The 17,517-nt window shown below is 46.1% G+C and carries 20 protein-coding genes; 6 read left to right on the top strand and 14 right to left on the bottom strand.

Going from position 1 to position 17,517, the window contains the following annotated elements; genetic code table 11:
- Positions 1-17: 17 nt before the first annotated feature.
- From ICN12_RS04965 to ICN12_RS04950, 4 genes are read right to left on the bottom strand one after another with little or no spacing between them, the layout of a single operon-like run.
- Positions 18-566, bottom strand: coding sequence for a GspH/FimT family pseudopilin (locus ICN12_RS04965; RefSeq protein ID WP_255537702.1), 549 nt, complete (start codon positions 564-566; stop codon positions 18-20).
- Positions 559-888 (bottom strand): hypothetical protein, encoded by a 330-nt coding sequence (locus tag ICN12_RS04960; RefSeq protein ID WP_216271121.1) that lies wholly within the window; start codon positions 886-888, stop codon positions 559-561. Before ICN12_RS04960 ends, ICN12_RS04965 begins: the two co-directional genes overlap by 8 nt.
- A complete protein-coding gene (locus ICN12_RS04955) occupies positions 885-1,511 on the bottom strand; it encodes a hypothetical protein (RefSeq protein WP_255537701.1) in 627 nt (208 codons plus the stop codon). Before ICN12_RS04955 ends, ICN12_RS04960 begins: the two co-directional genes overlap by 4 nt.
- The gene (locus tag ICN12_RS04950) at positions 1,508-1,780 is read right to left on the bottom strand and encodes a hypothetical protein (RefSeq protein ID WP_216271118.1); all 273 of its coding nucleotides are present in this window, start codon (positions 1,778-1,780) and stop codon (positions 1,508-1,510) included. Before ICN12_RS04950 ends, ICN12_RS04955 begins: the two co-directional genes overlap by 4 nt.
- Positions 1,781-1,921: 141 nt before the next feature.
- Here ICN12_RS04950 and ribBA point away from each other — a divergent pair, with 141 nt between their 5' ends.
- The 4 genes from ribBA to ICN12_RS04930 all read left to right on the top strand — a co-directional run bounded on the left by ribBA (position 1,922) and on the right by ICN12_RS04930 (position 5,707).
- Positions 1,922-3,061, top strand: coding sequence for a bifunctional 3,4-dihydroxy-2-butanone-4-phosphate synthase/GTP cyclohydrolase II (ribBA, locus tag ICN12_RS04945; RefSeq protein WP_216271116.1), 1,140 nt, complete (start codon positions 1,922-1,924; stop codon positions 3,059-3,061).
- 13 nt (positions 3,062-3,074) lie between these two features.
- Positions 3,075-3,593 (top strand): 6,7-dimethyl-8-ribityllumazine synthase, encoded by a 519-nt coding sequence (gene ribH / locus ICN12_RS04940; RefSeq protein ID WP_216271114.1) that lies wholly within the window; start codon positions 3,075-3,077, stop codon positions 3,591-3,593.
- Complete coding sequence (gene nusB / locus ICN12_RS04935) at positions 3,590-4,093, top strand: transcription antitermination factor NusB (RefSeq protein ID WP_370624940.1); 504 nt, start codon at positions 3,590-3,592, stop codon at positions 4,091-4,093. The genes ribH and nusB overlap by 4 nt, the downstream gene beginning before the upstream one ends.
- 135 nt (positions 4,094-4,228) lie before the next feature.
- Complete coding sequence (locus ICN12_RS04930) at positions 4,229-5,707, top strand: NAD-dependent succinate-semialdehyde dehydrogenase (RefSeq protein ID WP_216271103.1); 1,479 nt, start codon at positions 4,229-4,231, stop codon at positions 5,705-5,707.
- A gap of 68 nt (positions 5,708-5,775) precedes the next feature.
- On the opposite strand, the gene trmB is transcribed toward ICN12_RS04930, so the two are convergent.
- Genes trmB through ICN12_RS04915 form a run of 3 tightly spaced genes read right to left on the bottom strand, consistent with a single transcriptional unit; the run spans position 5,776 to position 7,943 of the window.
- On the bottom strand, positions 5,776-6,594 hold the full coding sequence (trmB, locus tag ICN12_RS04925) for a tRNA (guanosine(46)-N7)-methyltransferase TrmB (protein ID WP_370624943.1): 819 nt from the start codon (positions 6,592-6,594) through the stop codon (positions 5,776-5,778).
- 2 nt (positions 6,595-6,596) lie between these two features.
- Entirely contained in the window at positions 6,597-7,055 is a 459-nt protein-coding gene (locus ICN12_RS04920; RefSeq protein WP_216271101.1) for a DUF2721 domain-containing protein, read from the bottom strand.
- Positions 7,056-7,097: 42 nt separating this feature from the next.
- On the bottom strand, positions 7,098-7,943 hold the full coding sequence (locus tag ICN12_RS04915; RefSeq protein ID WP_216271100.1) for an undecaprenyl-diphosphate phosphatase: 846 nt from the start codon (positions 7,941-7,943) through the stop codon (positions 7,098-7,100).
- A 120-nt stretch (positions 7,944-8,063) separates the two neighbouring features.
- Here ICN12_RS04915 and ICN12_RS04910 point away from each other — a divergent pair, with 120 nt between their 5' ends.
- On the top strand, positions 8,064-9,674 hold the full coding sequence (locus ICN12_RS04910) for a TolC family protein (RefSeq protein WP_216271098.1): 1,611 nt from the start codon (positions 8,064-8,066) through the stop codon (positions 9,672-9,674).
- A gap of 27 nt (positions 9,675-9,701) precedes the next feature.
- Here ICN12_RS04910 and waaC read toward each other — a convergent pair whose 3' ends face one another.
- The 6 genes from waaC to ICN12_RS04880 are packed head-to-tail and all read right to left on the bottom strand — an operon-like array spanning position 9,702 to position 15,623.
- Positions 9,702-10,760, bottom strand: coding sequence for a lipopolysaccharide heptosyltransferase I (waaC, locus tag ICN12_RS04905; RefSeq protein WP_216271096.1), 1,059 nt, complete (start codon positions 10,758-10,760; stop codon positions 9,702-9,704).
- 41 nt (positions 10,761-10,801) lie between these two features.
- On the bottom strand, positions 10,802-11,368 hold the full coding sequence (rfbC, locus tag ICN12_RS04900; RefSeq protein ID WP_216271094.1) for a dTDP-4-dehydrorhamnose 3,5-epimerase: 567 nt from the start codon (positions 11,366-11,368) through the stop codon (positions 10,802-10,804).
- Positions 11,365-12,303 (bottom strand): glucose-1-phosphate thymidylyltransferase RfbA, encoded by a 939-nt coding sequence (rfbA, locus tag ICN12_RS04895; RefSeq protein WP_216271092.1) that lies wholly within the window; start codon positions 12,301-12,303, stop codon positions 11,365-11,367. The genes rfbC and rfbA overlap by 4 nt, the downstream gene beginning before the upstream one ends.
- A 10-nt stretch (positions 12,304-12,313) precedes the next feature.
- Positions 12,314-13,276, bottom strand: a complete 963-nt coding sequence (gene rfbD / locus ICN12_RS04890; protein ID WP_216271090.1) for a dTDP-4-dehydrorhamnose reductase — start codon at positions 13,274-13,276, stop codon at positions 12,314-12,316.
- Between the two features lie 7 nt (positions 13,277-13,283).
- Complete coding sequence (rfbB, locus tag ICN12_RS04885) at positions 13,284-14,342, bottom strand: dTDP-glucose 4,6-dehydratase (protein WP_216271088.1); 1,059 nt, start codon at positions 14,340-14,342, stop codon at positions 13,284-13,286.
- 57 nt (positions 14,343-14,399) lie between these two features.
- The gene (locus ICN12_RS04880; protein WP_216271086.1) at positions 14,400-15,623 is read right to left on the bottom strand and encodes a glycosyltransferase family protein; all 1,224 of its coding nucleotides are present in this window, start codon (positions 15,621-15,623) and stop codon (positions 14,400-14,402) included.
- Positions 15,624-15,704: 81 nt separating this feature from the next.
- On the opposite strand from ICN12_RS04880, the gene ICN12_RS04875 reads away from it, so the two are divergent.
- On the top strand, positions 15,705-16,589 hold the full coding sequence (locus ICN12_RS04875; protein ID WP_216271084.1) for an alpha-1,2-fucosyltransferase: 885 nt from the start codon (positions 15,705-15,707) through the stop codon (positions 16,587-16,589).
- Here the strand turns inward: ICN12_RS04875 and ICN12_RS04870 are convergent.
- Complete coding sequence (locus ICN12_RS04870; protein WP_216271082.1) at positions 16,586-17,515, bottom strand: glycosyltransferase family 2 protein; 930 nt, start codon at positions 17,513-17,515, stop codon at positions 16,586-16,588. The genes ICN12_RS04875 and ICN12_RS04870 overlap by 4 nt on opposite strands.
- Between the last annotated feature and the right edge of the window lie 2 nt (positions 17,516-17,517).

The raw sequence follows: 17,517 nt of genomic DNA, 5'->3' as shown, positions 1-17,517 counted from the left end.
CGGCAAATTTACCGACCTTACCTACAGGCTTTTGCATCCTTAATAGGGTCACAGATTCTCCAGCGACCCCCACTGCTCAATATCAACTGCCGCTCCAGCCGTGAATCTTGGTCATGACCCAATACCAATCGGTTGGCTACAAACCCACCTTGGGCTATTTTAGCTGCCCCCGCCGCATTGAAGGCAATCCCCCGCCTAGAAGAATGGGGGTCGATAAATTGTTTACCCCCACCCTTGAAATACACCGGTGCAATATCGCCTTGAGAAAACCAAAGCCGCTCAAGGCAGGTAGATTTTGGTTGACGATCTTCACAGCCACTTTTAACTACCCAACCCTCTTCCCACAGATTGTCTTTTGCAGGAGAGATCTGTACTGACATCCCCAAAGTAAGTGCTTGCGCTCTTGCAAATTGGGCATGCGCAATAAAACGTCTTGCAATGATGTCAATTTCTCGAGCAGCCATTTGTTTATGTAATAAGGGCATTGCCGAAACGGCAATGATGGCAATAATCAGTACGACTGCCATCAACTCCAGTAGACTGCTGCCGCTCTCTTTCTTATTCAAAGTTCTGCCGCCAATTTAAGCGTGTTGCCATCTGGGTTTTCTCATCCAAAAATACAAGCACCTCCAATCTTGGCCGTCCTTTGCTAGATATCAGCCATAGATTTTTTCCAGTAGATTGAATATGGCAAGAAGCATTGTCTAGAATGGCAATCTTGGAAAGATGCTGCTCGCATTCCAAAATTGCTTTTTCAGCAGCAATAAATTGTTTATGCGTCTCCACAAAAGTATTGGCGCCAATAATCTCAAGCGCAGCTAAGCGCTCTAAGTGCATCACTAATGAAGATAGCAAGATCAAAAGCGATAAGACCCAGGCAATAATCACAGCAGATTGCGCGACGCAAAGGTGCGCTCAAATTCTTTGTTGATCGAGCGGCCATCAGTCATCAGCAGTCTTACCCTAAAGGCTCGGCCTGTATTGGCTGGTAGTTCCTCGATTGCCAGCAGATCTACGCCATTCATAAGAGTTGTGTTTTGCAATCGCCCTTGTCGATCCAAGGATTGGCAGATCAAAGACCCTCCATTTAGCCGCATATCTTTCGGTACAGACGCTTGCCGATCCACTAAAAATCCCTGCTGAGTCATGCCATTTTTGGTGCGCTCTTTTGACAAGGTATTACCAATGCAGTCAAAATCAATCCCCGAAGAGAGTTGGTATTTCACCAGCAATTCATCAGATCCCTTGTATCCGCTATTTTTTTGAACGCGGATGAAATCACTCGACGCGGTATTTTTTCTACCAGATGAGATTGGTGATTTTGCATTCTGATAACCCGCCATCCGTATCGCGCGGCCAATCAATTCCAGGGCACGATCCGCTTCAGTAGCAAGGGACTGGGATTTTTCATACTCAACATGCTTGGCAATGAATTCACCACTATTTTTTATCAAGGGTGCGACCAATACTAGAGATAGGGCGAGACCGACGAGACACTCCAATAGATTCATTTGCTGGCTTTCTTGAGACTGGGTTTGCATTGTTCAATCGGGGGGGCAGAAAATACAGAAATCTCGTGCTGGTCCACCTCTTTTTTCATTTTTACCCGCTGCTCTTGTAGCTGCCCTAAACGCAATATTTGGTACTGATAGGAATTACCTAGGGCGATCCAACTTGTAGTGACTAGTCCCATGGCTATCAGAACCTCAAACAAAATAAATCCTTTGGCCTGTCCCCCTAATTCGCTGACGATGATCAATTTCTGAATAGACTCAGGCATAAAGCATTTTCTCGAGAATAAGTCGGCGAAAAAATGCTTTTAATAGGTCCCAGTCGTCAGAAATGGTGGATATAGAGGAATATTTCAGGGGATCTAGAACTGCAGCCCTAAAACCCCCTCCTCAGCTTAAAATAGAAGGCTATGCAAAATACCCTCGCCTCCACAGAAGAAATTGTTGCTGAGCTCAAAGCTGGCAAGATGGTCATTCTGGTCGACGAAGAAGATCGCGAGAATGAAGGTGATTTAGTACTCGCTGCCGATCATGTCACTCCAGAAGCCGTGAACTTTATGGCCAAGCATGGTCGTGGCTTAATTTGCCTTACCTTGACGCGCGAACGCTGCCAACAAATCAACTTGCCTTTAATGGTGAGGGATAACGGCACCTCGATGGGAACTAACTTTACTGTTTCGATTGAGGCAGCCAGCGGAGTTACCACTGGCATCTCTGCAGCAGATCGCGCGCACACTATCAAGACGGCAGTTGCCGCAAACGCAAAACCCAATGACCTGGTTCAGCCAGGTCATATCTTTCCATTAATGGCTCAGCCCGGTGGCGTACTCATTCGCTCTGGACATACTGAAGCCGGCTGTGATTTGGCCTCTATGGCTGGTTGCTCCCCCACCGCTGTGATTTGCGAAATCATGAAAGATGATGGCAGTATGGCGCGATTGCCAGACTTGCTCGAGTTTGCAAAAGAACATCAATTAAAGATTGGCAGCATTGCTGACCTCATTCAATACCGCAGTCAAAATGAAAGTATTGTGGTTCGCGAAGGTGAACGTGAGTTCAACACTCCCTGGGGGAAGTTCCACGGAATCATCTACCGCGATACGCCAAGCTCTTGTATTCATTTAGCGCTGGTACACGGCAAGCCCTCAGAAACTGAAGAGACCTTAGTGCGTGTTCATGAGCCTGTAACGGTAATCGATTTCCTAGAAGCCGATGTCAGCACCCACTCTTGGCCTCTTGCTCAGGCTTTGCAGAAATTAGCATCAGCCCCAGCAGGTGTAGCCGTCCTATTAAATGCCTCTGGTATTGCATCACCCAACGATGCTGATTGGTTAGCGCAGTTTCATAAACTCAACGGCACTCATGCTGAATCAGCAGAAAAACCCTTAACCCGCAAAACAGATTTCCGCAGCTATGGCATCGGCGCACAAATCCTGAAAGATATCGGCGTTGGCAAAATGCGTTTGCTTGCTAACCCCAGCCCGGTTCCAAGCCTCTCCGGATACAAGCTTGAAGTAACGGGCTATATCCCCTTTGAACCCAATCAATAAGCAATCTCAAGTTATGACCACATCTAATAATGAACAAGCTGTAGGCGTTTTAGAGGCCGATCTCAATGGCCAAGATCTTCGTGTAGGGATCGTACAAGCGCGCTTCAATGAAGAGCACTGTGTTGCCTTAACAACTGCCTGCATTGAGGAGCTCATCAAGCTGGGTGTATCTCAATCCGACATTAAGCTGGTCACCGTACCGGGTGCATTGGAAATCCCATTCGCACTCCAAAAAATGGCGGAAACTGGCGAGTTTGATGGTTTAGTTGCTCTTGGCGCAGTGATTCGTGGCGAGACTTACCACTTTGAATTAGTTTCTAATGAGTCTGCCTCGGGCATCACCCGCATCTCCATTGATTCTGGCCTGCCGATTGCTAATGGCGTGCTCACCTGTGAAACCGATGAGCAAGCGCAAGTGCGCGTTCAAGTGAAGGGTGCTGATTGTGCCAAGGCTGTAGTAGAAATGGCTAACCTCGCTTTAGCCCTTACACCCGATATTGATTTTCAAATCAATCCTTCAGAAGAGCAATGATTGATATGACAAAGAACCCCGTTAATCCACAAACCCCGGTAGCTAGTGCGCCTAAGCGCTCCTTGACACCACGTCGTCGCGCCCGTGAATATGCTTTACAAGGCGTTTACCAAAGCCTGGTAATGCGTCGTGCAGGCAGCCTGCCCAATGCTGCAGCTATCGCCAAACAGCTCGCCGAGGACCCAGGCTTTCGTCGTTGCCAGCATGATTTATTTCAGGGAATTTTTTCTGGGGTATTGGAGCACACTGATGAACTGGAGGGCATTATTACCCCAGCCCTTGACCGACCCATTAATGAGCTCTCTCCAGTGGAGCATGCTGCATTACTCATTGGCACTTATGAGCTAGCGATCGACTTAGCCGTTCCCTATAAAGTGGCCATCAATGAAGCTGTTGAACTCGCCAAAACTTTTGGCGGTACTGATGGCCATAAGTATGTCAATGGCGTTCTGGACCTCTTAGCCCAACAATTGCGTAGTACTGAGATGCAGTCTAGCTAAACCAAGCTCCACTCATAATTACCCCCTGCACTTCCAATGAAGTCCAGGGGGTTTTATTTTCCCGGAACCATAATGCAATCCAAACTACACTGGGGGATAAAATAAAAACAGACCGCTACACCAAGAGACTTCGTCATGCAAAAAACTGATATCCGCAACTTACTCAAAGATCCAAGTCTATTTAAAGAGGAAGCCTTCATTAATGGCGCCTGGTTTAAAACTGGCTCAGGAGGAACTTTTGCAGTTCACAATCCTGCTACTGGAGAGCTCATAGCTGAGGTAAGCAATCTTGAGCCACAAGATGCCGAGCTAGCCATTCATGCTGCAGAGCAAGCCTTTCAGTCTTGGAAGAGCAAGACCGGAAAGGAGCGTGCCAATGTAATGCGCAAATGGTTTGATCTCATCATTGAAAATACCCAAGATCTCGCTACCCTCATGACATTGGAGCAAGGCAAGCCCTTGGTTGAGGCAGCAGGTGAAGTGGCTTATGGTGCTTCTTTTGTAGAGTGGTTTGCTGAAGAAGCAAAACGAGTTGCCGGAGCCATTCCGAGCACTACCTGGAGTGATAAGCGCATGATCGTCATGAAACAACCCATTGGGGTTTGTGTGGCGATCACTCCCTGGAATTTCCCAATTGCGATGATTACGCGCAAGATTGCACCAGCAATGGCAGCTGGCTGCACCATTGTGATCAAGCCAGCAGAGCTGACCCCGCTGAGCGCCTTAGCACTTGCCGAACTTGCCCAGCGTGCCGGCGTTCCTGCGGGCGTGATTAATATTTTGACGGCAGATTCTGACCACTCGATTGTCATTGGTAAAACACTTTGCGCTTCGACCACGGTTCGCCATCTTTCATTCACAGGGTCAACTGAGGTTGGGCGTACCTTGATGGCGCAATGCGCCCCTACGGTAAAAAAATTGGGTCTAGAACTCGGTGGTCATGCACCTTTTATTGTTTTTGAAGATGCCGATATCGATGCAGCTGTTTCAGGCGCGATGGCATCCAAATACCGCAACTCGGGGCAAACCTGTGTCTGCGCAAATCGTTTTTATGTGCACAAAAAAGTTCAAGGTGAGTTTGTTGAAAAATTTGCTAAAGCGATTCAGTTAATCAAGGTTGGCAATGGTATGGAGCCCGGTACTACTCAAGGCCCCCTCATTGAGCAAGCCGCATTAGAGAAAGTAGAAAGGCATGTAGCCGATGCACTAAGCAAAGGTGCCAAGCTCATAACTGGTGGTAAGCCCTCTGCTTTGGGTGGCACTTTTTATGAGCCCACTATTTTGTCGAATGTCACCAATGACATGCTCATCACATATGAAGAAACCTTTGGACCAGTGGCGCCTATCATTTCTTTTGAAAGCGATGAGGAAGTAATCAGGCTGGCCAACAATAGTCAGTTTGGATTGGCCTCCTATTTTTACAGTCGTGATATTGGTCGCGTTTGGAAGGCTGCTGAAGCGCTTGAGTACGGCATAGTTGGCGTCAACTCCGGAATTATTTCAAATGAAGTGGGCCCCTTTGGTGGTGTGAAGCAGTCAGGCTTGGGGCGCGAAGGTAGCATCTATGGCATGGATGAATACTTGGAACTCAAATATGTTTGCCTGGGACTCTAGAAGTAAACACTAAAGTCCAATCGATAAAGCTGCTGATTAGCAACTTTATCGATTAACTAATTCTTATTTTATTTTTTCTTGTAAACCAAATCCCATACGCCGTGACCAAGCTTCAGCCCTCGGTTCTCAAACTTAGTAATAGGCCTATAAGCAGGTCTCTCAACATATCCCTGGTGTTTACTATTTAACTGCTCTAAGGTGGGCTTGAATTCTTTGCTGATATCACCATCCAATACAGCATCCTCCGCCGCAAAGGTTTCAATATCAACGCGCTCGCTAGAAGCATTTTCTATCGCTTGCTCGGCATTCAAAACCAAAAGCATTTGCTCTGCATAGTTATGCCAATCTGTTGCCAAATGCAAATAGGCGCCTGGCTTTAAACGAGAAACCAATAATTTAACAAACTCCGCCTGAATCAAGCGGCGCTTGTGATGGCGTTTCTTATGCCAAGGATCTGCAAAGTAAATATGAATGCCATCTAAAGAGTTCGGTGCAATCATATTTTCTAAGACTTCAACAGCATCGTGACGGATTAAACGCAAATTAGTGAGCTGATTCTCGCCAATCAATTTGAGTAAGGCGCCCACTCCGGGAGGATGCACTTCAATTGCTAGAAAATCATCATCGGGACGCAAGGTAGCGATTTTGGCAGTAGTCTCACCCATTCCGAAACCAATTTCTAATATCTTAGGATGAGATGAGCCATTGAATGCTTGATCCAGATCCAAAACAGTTCCCTGAAATGGCAGTAAAAACTGAGGGCCCAGATGATCAATGGCGCGTTGCTGACCAGCAGTAGTTCTACCAGCCCTTAAAACAAAAGAGCGGATACGATCGGTTCTTGGAAAATTCACGAGAGAGATGCCTTCATTTATCGCTTCTTTAATTTCTACTTTGGGAAAGGCGTATTCCAGCCCGCTGAACGGTAGGCATAAACCACTTCAGCTAACACGATTGAAAGTGAAGTCATAAACGAAACTAATCCCAGCACAAAGGTCCAAATCACATAAGTAGTTTGCAATGACCGCACCGCGCCTGCCTGAAAGAAAAACAACTCTAGGACAGTTAATGAAATAAATACGCCGCTTAATACATTAAAGAAAATAGCGGCAGTACAAAGACGACCTCGAATTTTTGCCTCATTCGCTTCCTTCATCATGTGCTTCAAGATGGCTCCATCTGTTACTCCACCCTCCTGAATTCGAAACTGAATTGCGCGCATACGATCCACCGAACGCGCCAAGCGCGCTGAAATCGCATTAATCAGGGTGGCTACTGCGGTCAAGAGAAATACTGGGGCTAAAGCCAGTTGAATATTATTGGTAATCGCATCAATGGATACGTCCATCACTTCTCCAATCAATCTTAATTAATGTTGTAGGCCTATTTCTTAATGAGACCAAGCGACTAAGCCGCTATACGCACTCACTAAAACCAATAAACCAAAGACAATGCGGTACCAAGCAAATGGAATGAAGTCATGCCCTGCAACATAGTGAATTAACCAACGAACACAAATAAAGGCAGAGATAAAGGCAGAGATAAAACCGATCACAATCGCCCAAGTAAATTCACCTGATAAAGATACGGGGTTTTTCCAAAGTTTGAGCAACTCGTATGCAGTTGCACCCCCAATGACAGGGATAGCCAAAAAGAATGAAAACTCAGTGGCAACTGTGCGAGGCAAACCAAATAGCATGCCGCCAATAATGGTTGCACCCGAACGAGATGTTCCCGGAATCAATGCGGCGCACTGAGCCAGGCCAACCTTCAATGCATCTAGAGGACTGAGATCATCCACCGACTGAATATGGTTTTTTCTCGCCATCACTTTTTTCTGGCGGTTCTCGGCCCAAAAGATGACGAGCGCGCCCACGATAAAGGCGCTAGCAACTGGGATAGGGGAAAATAGCACTGCCTTAATATACTTGCCAAATATGAAAGCCAAGCCCATTGCTGGAATGGAGGCAATCAATAGATTAAGAATGAAACGCCTTGAGATAGCGCTCGTTCGGGCAGTTGAAGCAACCCTCCAGAGCTTTTCACGAAACTCCCAGCAGACTGCCAGAATGGCGCCAAACTGAATAATGACCTCGAAGGCCTTACCGCGCTCATCATTAAAATTGAGCAAGTCCCCAACCAAAATCAAGTGACCCGTACTGGAGATTGGCAAAAACTCAGTTAAGCCCTCCACTACCCCCAGTATTACTGCTTTACCTAGCAAAATTAGATCCATAGGCGCAATTTTATAGGCAGATGGAGACCTCTCTGGGATTTGGCAAAATCCGCTCTAAATCCAGCGCTTTGCGCAAATAAGCCTTAAACTTCAAGGCACATTGAAAAGTATCCGAATTAGATGACCCACACACGCTTTCGCCTCTCTCAGATAACCATTTTTGGTTTAATCCTGAGCCAGGCTCTCGGACTCAGTGCACCAATCAAGGCCTTTGCGCAAAGCCCCATTGGCACCAAACCGGTGTTACCAACACCCTTAAGTGCACAGTCCTTTACGGGCCTAGAAATACCTCCACAAATGGTGGTCATGCCAAAGCAAGCCATTCCCACTGCTGGAGCACCATCGAATGTGAGTGGCAATGGAACAAACGCCAGCCAAGCAACAGATTTAATCCGTCTATATCAAGAAGCAGCCTTTAGCGATCCAGTCCTCAATACCGCCCGTTTTAACTACCAGGCAAGCAAAGAGCTCTACTGGCAGGGCTTGTCCTTCTTACTCCCACAGGCGGCTGCTGTACCTGTTGGAACTCGCTACTATCAACATACCGCTGGAAATCAGCCGGCTAGCACTCCCTATGTCGGCTCTCGGGTATATGACCAGAAAAGCTATACGGTCACTCTGACACAGCCTGTATTTAACATTGCCGCCCTCGAAGCATTTAAGCAGGGCGACTTAAATACCAAAATTGCGGATATGCGCTTTTACTTGGCGCAACAAGATCTCATCATCCGCGTTTCACAGGCTTACTTTGATGCATTAACCAGCCAAGATAATGTTGAGCTTTACCGCAATAAAAAGAGTCTCATCAAGCAACAATTAGATATTGCTCAAGCAAAGTTTGATGCTGGCTTAGCCACGATTGTTGATGTCAATACAGCACAAGCTGCATTAGATCTTGCAAATTCTCAAGAGATTACTGCTCAAGCAGATCTGATTGTTAAACGGGGTGTCTTAGAACAATTGGTTGGTCGACCTGTAGGCGCCTTGAAACCATTGACCAAAGAAGCCAAGATTGACGGCGTACTCAAGGATCCTCGCTCTAAATCTAAAGATAGTAATGGCATCCCGATTGCAGATAGCGTTAATCCGCAACTGCCAAAAGGCCAAACTCTAGAAGACTGGATTCACCAGGCTGAAAGTGCCAACTTCAATGTTTTGGCAGGTCAGCTCTCTGTTAACTTGGCTGAAAGTACGTTCAAAGCCTCCCAGGCTCTGAACTACCCTTCCGTTAACTTTATTGGTACTGCGGGCTACAACACCTCTAACGGAACAGCCAATAGCTTAACTCCGTCACAGACGAATATTTATAACAACACCATTGCCTTGCAAATGACTATTCCTTTGGTATCGGGTGGCTTTAATAGTTCTGTGATTCGTCAGAATGCCGCCTTATTAGATGCAGCTAAATCTAATTACGACAATGCTCGCCGTACTGCTGCGCAAAGCACCCGCGCCGCTTTTACTGGTTTCTATGGCGGACTCGCTAGCGTTAAAGCATATGAGGCTGCAGAACGCTCATCTACTTCGGCGCTGGAATCTAGCAAGTTAGGATTTCAGGTTGGGACATTAATCAATATCGATGTATTGATTGCCCTAGATACCGTGATTACCACTCGCTCACAACTACAGCAAGCACGCTACAACACCATTCTCAATGCAATTAAGTTAAAAGCCCATGCAGCGGCACTATCTGATGAAGACCTGATCTCCATCAATACCTTACTACGATAAGAATTGAAGCAGTAAAGAAATGAAAAATTAGGCTTGCTGTAGAAGCTTTAAGGATGCGTCAAGAACTTCTTGAACACTTGGTGGATTTTGTATATCACCCACATTACCAATTCGATTCGACCAATAGCCCTCAGTCTTCCAGCGTGGTGAGTCACAATAAATTTCCACAGTCGGCTTATCGAGTACGGCTGCTAAATGCGTCAGACCAGTATCTACGCCTACCGTTAAGGCTGCACCAGAAATCACTGAAAAAGCCTCTTCAATTGAAAATGCGGGTGGCACAAAAGCACCTGGGATTTGATTGGCAAGCGCAATACTGACTGCCTTTTCAGTTGGACTTCCCCACGGAAAGGCCACTTGATAGCCGCGACTGGCAAGATCCCTGCCTAACTCAATCCAGCACTCATTAGGCCAACGCTTAGCCTCTCGAGCCGTTGAATGAAAGCACAGCACGTAAGGAGATCTCAAACCCTCAACAAGACTCTTGGGAATGCTAGCTACAAAACCGCTTGGATAGAATATTGGCGTAGTAGAACGCTCAAGCAGTGGCCAATCCAAAGCGGAGGACATCACCCAACGAGAACGATCTACTGCATGACACTGGAATGGCACTTGTACCGATTGGCTGTAAAAGGATCTCGCAAGCGGCTCGTATCCCGAAAACTCGGTCGCATTGGCAAGTCCGGCTATCACCGCATCCGGATTCTTCTTGGCCAAGGAGCAGACGATGGCAGATTTCAATAAGCCCTGAGTTTCAATCAATACATCATAGGTAGATGATTGAAGCGATTTTCTAAATGCAAAAAAATCTTTCCATGTGGCCAGACTAAAAAGATTCTTTTTCCAGCGACGCAGTCCAAAGGGAATGATGCGATCAATTCCCCGGAAGCCATCTCGTGATAACAAGGGCTCCAAAAGATGAACATACCCCCCTTCCACTACCCAATCAATTTGCGCATCAGGCAAACGGGCACGCAAATCCCAGACGATTGGTAAGTTATGCAGCACATCCCCAAGAGATGAAAGCTTAACTAGAAGAATCTTGGGGGTTGTAAGCGAGGGAGAACGGGTAAAGGCATTGCTCATATGAGCATTATCTTATCTTTTAGAAACAAACCCACAGTCAATTAAAACTTGGGGGCGGCATCCCAAGATAAGCCTGCAGCATCTTTAGCATTCATATTGGGAGCAATACCTGAAGGCAAAGTCCACTCAATACCGACAGTTGGGTCATCCCAAGCCAAGCACGCCTCACTTAGAGGGTGATAGTAATCAGTCGTCTTGTAGAGGAACTCTGCCGTTTCAGAGAGCACTAAGAAACCATGAGCTAAACCAGCCGGAATCCACAACTGCTTATGATTTTGAGCGCTCAGCTCAACACCAGCCCATTTACCATAAGTAGGCGAGTTTTTACGAATATCCACGGCAACATCAAATACACTGCCCGCAACCACTCGCACTAATTTCCCTTGCGTTTGCTCTAATTGATAATGCAAGCCGCGCAAAGTCCATTGGCGCGAAAATGAATGGTTATCCTGCACAAACTCCACATTCAAACCAGTGGCAGCAGCAAAGTCCTGGGCATTGAAGGATTCAGTAAACCAACCCCGCTCATCACCAAACACCTTTGGCTCGATCACCAGTACATCATGAATAGCCGTAGGCGTGACTTTCAATTTCAAGGGGGCGCTCATCCAATTGTCTTCTTATGAGACAAGGCTACTGGTTGTGCGGCGGTATTAAGCTCATTCAAAATTTTGCTCAAATATTGGCCATAACTATTCTTACTTAATTGAGTAGCCACTTTTTGCACTGTCTCAGCACTAATCCAACCCTGACGGTAGGCAATCTCTTCAGGGCATGCCACCATCAAACCTTGACGCTTTTGGAGGGTAGCGATAAAACCTGCAGCATCCAATAATGAATCGTGTGTGCCAGTATCAAGCCAGGCAAAACCGCGACCCATGATCTCCACGCTGAGCTCATTTTTTTCGAGGTAAACGCGATTGACATCAGTGATCTCTAGCTCGCCACGGGCACTAGGCTTAATAGAAGAGGCGATATCGCACACTTGATTGTCATAGAAGTACAGGCCCGTTACGGCATAACTACTTCTCGGCTTGAGTGGCTTCTCTTCAATAGAGAGTGCCTTGTAGTCTTTATCAAACTCCACAACACCATAACGCTCTGGATCATTGACGTGATAAGCAAATACCGTGGCGCCACTATTGCGGGCATCGGCACTATCGAGTTGATCCACCAATTCATGGCCATAAAAAATGTTATCGCCCAACACTAGTGCGCTGGGGTTATTACCAACGAAATTTTTACCCAGAGTAAAAGCTTGAGCCAATCCATCTGGTGAAGGTTGGACACAATACTCAATATTCAGACCCCATTGCGAACCGTCGCCAAGCAACTCAGAAAAGCGCGGCGTATCATGCGGCGTGGAGATCAATAAAATATCGCGTATCCCGGCGAGCATTAAGGTTGTTAGGGGGTAATACACCATTGGCTTGTCATAGACAGGCATGAGTTGCTTAGAAACAGCCTGAGTCACTGGATATAAGCGTGTGCCCGATCCGCCCGCCAAAATAATGCCTTTGCGATTCGTTTGATTTGCTGCCATAGCGCTCTTTCTAAATAAGTCCATCTTGTGCCAAGCTGGAAACATAGGCCTGAACAGGCTCACTCCATGGCTGATTTAATTGCTGTAATTTTGACATATCGCCACGTCCCTCAAATACTTGACGCAGCTTATCTGTCGACATCCTTGAATTCATAGGTCTTGGGGCAGGTAGCGGGTATTCAACAGCGAAAATAGGCTTGATAGCGCTTGGGTTGGCTTTAAGACTGGCGCCAGCATCAAGAGCCGCTTGCGCCGCTAAACACGCCAAACCATACCAAGTAGTTTCTCCAGCAGGAACGGCATGATAAATACCTGATGGAAATTTCTGAATAGTGAAATCTTGGTTGATAGCCAAACCTAAGCTCACCTGAGCTAACCACGAGGCACTCGTTGGCACACCATATTGATCATGAATAACTTTGAGCTCTTCACGTTCTTTAGCCAAACGCAAAATGGTGCGTATGAAGTTGCCACCCTCACCGTAGACCCAACTAGTCCTGAAGATAGCGTATTGACCCCCTCCACTGCTACTAGAAAATACTTGAGTAATCGCTTCTTCTCCAGCAGCTTTACTTTTGCCGTATACCCCAAGCGGGTTGCGGATGTCACTTTCTAGATAGTAGCCATACTTCTCGCCATCAAATACATAATCTGTGGAGTAATGCAAAAACGTCGCATTGTGATTAGCAGCGTATTGCGCCATAATCCCTGGCGCTATTGCATTGATCCCAAAAGCTAAATCGCTTTCTGTCTCCGCTTTATCTACAGCTGTATAGGCAGAGGCATTAATGATGAGATCAGGCTGAAATTGAGCGAGCAATCGACTAAGTGCGCCTTCATCAGCAAGGTCACATTCAGCCCGACCCACATACTGAATGACTGACTGCTGAGCCACCCCAGCAACACGTGAATCCAATAAAGCTTTAAAGGCTTTTCCTAATTGGCCATCCCTGCCAAATACGAGGATCTTCATCTGTTTGTTAGTTGTACTGCTTGGAGAGCCAGTCGCGGTAAGTGCCGCTAACTACACCCTCAATCCAAACGGGGTTGTCCAAATACCACTGAACAGTCTTACGGATTCCCGTATCAAAGGTCTCTGCAGGGCGCCAAGCTAACTCACGCTCTACCTTGCTTGCATCAATAGCATAGCGACGATCATGCCCAGGGCGATCTTTAACATAAGTAATTTGATCTACATATGACTTGCCATCGGCACGAGGTTTTAACTCATCCAAAATTGCGCAGATAGTTTTAACCACATCAATATTGGCCTTTTCATTCCAACCGCCGATATTGTAAGTCTCACCCAATCGACCTTTGGCTAATACCTCACGAATCGCAGAACAATGGTCGCCAACATAGAGCCAATCGCGAATCTGCTGACCATCACCATAAATTGGTAGCGGTTTACTATTAAGCGCATTCAGAATCACCAAAGGAATCAACTTCTCTGGGAAGTGATATGGACCATAGTTATTGGAGCAATTAGTAGTGACAACTGGGAATCCATAAGTATGAAACCATGCACGCACTAAATGATCAGAAGCGGCCTTAGAAGCAGAATATGGACTATTAGGCTCATATGAATTCGTTTCTGTAAATGCGGGATCGGTAGCGGAAAGTGAGCCATAAACTTCATCAGTTGAAACATGATGGAAGCGAAATGCCTTCTTTGCAGAGTCATCTAAACCATTCCAATACTCGCGAGCACATTCAAGAAGATTAAAAGTACCCACAATATTGGTTGTCACAAATTCAGCAGGGCCATGAATTGAGCGGTCTACATGGCTCTCAGCAGCAAAATTGACGATAGCGCGAGGTTGATACTCTTTCAGCAGCTTAGCGACCAATTCTTTGTCGCCAATATCGCCATGGACAAAAATATGACGCGGATCGTCTTTCAAGGGAGCAAGCGTAGCCAAGTTACCGGCATAGGTCAGCTTATCTAGGTTAATAACGCCCTCATTACTTGGCACCTTTAGCCAATCAAGGACGAAATTTCCGCCAATAAAACCGGCGCCACCAGTAACTAAAATCATTTTTTACCCTATTAATCAGACACTTAAATGCCTACTGTTAGACAGGGGCACGCAAGATTATTCTAATAATTTTAACTGATCTATCAGGGACTTAGCGCGATGAAGGGTTGTGTGTGAGGCAAATACCTCCCGCTGTGCATAAAGGGCCTTTTCAATCCCTAAGCTGGGATAGTGCATCAACTCCTTGAATAATTCATCGTATTGAGTGGGTGACTCTGCAATAAAGAAAGACTCCGATCCGAAAATCTTATTCAGAAGCATAGGATGGTCAATCAGTTGCGGAACCCCGCACGCCGCCAGTTGATAGGTGCGCTCATTTAATTCGCAAGCCCAATCGATTTGCTCTGGGAGATGCACATTCAGACCCACTTTAGCGCGAGCATAAATATAGCGATCCCGCTCTCGATTAAATTGAAAGTGCTGTACCTGCTTCCAGCCAGGCCCGTCAAGAAATCCAGAGTACTGACGTGCGATATTTTTTAAATAAGCAATATGCTCTCGCTTGCGCGAAGCCATCAAGACGTAGTTCAAATCGCGCTCAAATCCCGCAACTGGAAAATAGTGCAATGTATTGGCACCAAATGGAATAAAAATAATCTGAAATCCCGCATCGAAAAAGGGTTGGTACTCTTTCCGATTCTTGACGTAATCTTCGTCTCTGTAGCTATAGTAAAAATCTATTTGGTGTTGTTTAGCCCAGGTGAGGCGTGGCAATAATGGTGTGCTCTCATACTCCTCTAGAGCAGCGCTTAGCCCCACCCGCAAGCGTTCGCTTGCCTTGTATCGAGCAATAAGGTCCCAATCAATACGACGGAGATATTCATGGTTGTCACTGGAAAGCAAAACAGTAGGCTTAAATTCATCTAGCGCCTTTTGTGTATCCTCTTCCCAACCCAGCGCTCTTGCAGGAATGCCAATGTAATTTAAGCTCTCCATTAAATTGGAGAAAAGCGAATACCCTGCTGGCGAAAATCGTGCATCTGGTATTTGTATCAAAATACGTTCTTCACTAACGCCTACCATGCAGTCCTTAAAGGATGCATCTAACTTGAGTTTTAATCTCGTACCCTGCTGCACCAAGAGATCAGGGGAATTTAAGCAAGCCTCAATATTTTCATGGGTAGCTCGATTGGCTAACGCCTGCTCCGCCTCGGCCAAAATCGCATCATGCTGATGTACCGTAGCAGCATTAAAGAGCCAATTAAATTGATGTTTCTCAAATGAGCGTTGTAGTTTGACTTTGCGTTTCTTAGCAAGCTGCAATAAATGGTTAAGAGTCATATTCAGCTTGAAATACAAAGAATGTAGTTTTAGGCGACAAGACTCCCCGCTGAGCTCATCTGATGGTCTAATTATAGAATTATGAACATCATCGCACAGCTCCAAGGCGGCCTAGGCAATCAACTATTTCAGTACGCTACTGCCAGAGCCCTAGCGCATCAGCACCAAACTGCCCTACTGCTTGATCAAAGCTGGTTTGCCAAGGCCTATGATGATGTTACCCCAAGAGAATTGCTACTCTCCTCATTAAATACTAAAGGGGCTTTAATCACGCTAGATTTGCCACCGAAGAGACCTAAGCGCATTCGCCGCATCCTTCAGAGACTATGGCCTATTAACCCCTGCGTTTATTCAGAGCAAACTCCTTATCGTTTCGATCCCCACCTATTAAAAACTCCCACCTTCAAAACTCAAAACCTGTATCTCATGGGATATTGGCAGTCTTATCGTTATTTTGAGTCGATCAAAAAAATACTGCAGTCCGAAGTCAGTCCAAAAGCTCCATTAGACGCGCATTACCAAAACTACCTAAACCAAATTCAAGCAGGCAACTCTGCCATGGTCCATGTGCGTCGTGGTGACTACGTACATCTAGCGAGTGCGGCAAAGGTACATGGTTTTCTTGGGCTTGATTACTACCAGCAAGGAATGGCAATGCTTCTGGACAGGAATCCAGAGATCCATTTTTTTGTGTTTTCAGATGACTTAGATTGGGTGAAAGCAAATCTACCTCATCAAGACAAGATCACTTTTGTTCAATCTCTTACGGATAGTGATGCAGTCATTCAAGAGTTAGAGCTAATGACACATTGCCAACATCACTTGATCGCAAATAGTTCTTTGAGTTGGTGGGCGGCCTGGCTAGCAAAGGATCTCAATAACACGGTGATTTGCCCGAGCCGCTGGACCAATGATCTTGCCATGAACTGGGATGATTTATTACCAGCACATTGGCAGCGCATCTAAAAACTAAGACCACCCCTAATAGATGCAAGCATCGATACCAAGAGTCGCTCCAACCGGGTGAACGGGGTAAATATACCGTTGCCACGAAATTGGAAACGCGCATAAATTTCATAGTTAGCCGCCACAGAAATACCCCGAATCCTCTGATTCAACTGCAACATAAATGGGATTGCCGTCTGCAATCTTTTCACTAGTGAGATTGAGCTGGGAAAAAACTCACCAGCCATTCCAAGACCCGCTAAGTAAGCACCTCTACTGTCATTAAAAATTCGATTTGTCTCCGAATTCTGAACCTGGCTGGTTTGCTTAGCGTGTATACGGTAGGTAATTAACTTTTCATGCAAATTTGCAAAGCGGTATCCAGCTAAAGCCAGCTCCGCCCAAAGCGAGTAATCTTCGGCATAGTCTTTTCCGGGTCGGTAAGGATGCTTCTTGAACGCATCCGCTCTACCCATGACAGCAGGGTTACATAAGGGGCTGCAAACCGTAATCAGGGCACGGATATCCGGATCTGAATACCGCTGTTTTGATGACTTAATCCTTCCGCTACTCTCGTAGAGCGAATCATGAGCACCGCCGCAAATATCTGCTTTACGAGATTCTAAAAAAGAAATTTGCAACTGCAGACGGCAGGGAAAGGCAATATCATCGGCGTCTAAAAAGGCAATGTAGTCACCCTTAGCTGCAGCCACCAATTGATTGCGAGCGTTTACTAGACCTTGATTCTGGGTTAGATGCACTTTTACAATCCGCTCATCATCAAATTGATCCAAGATCTGCTGAGTCCGATCTGTGGAGCCATCATTGAGAATGAGTAATTCAAAATGGGGGTAGGTTTGCTGCAAAATACTTTCAATCGCTTGTGCAATATGTTGCTCAGCATTAAATGCAGGCATGAGGACGCTAACTAATGGAGTGGTAGACATGA

It is taken from the genome of Polynucleobacter sp. AM-25C3, assembly GCF_018882335.1.
Lineage (GTDB): Bacteria > Pseudomonadota > Gammaproteobacteria > Burkholderiales > Burkholderiaceae > Polynucleobacter.
This window is presented reverse-complemented; position numbering and strand designations above follow the sequence as displayed.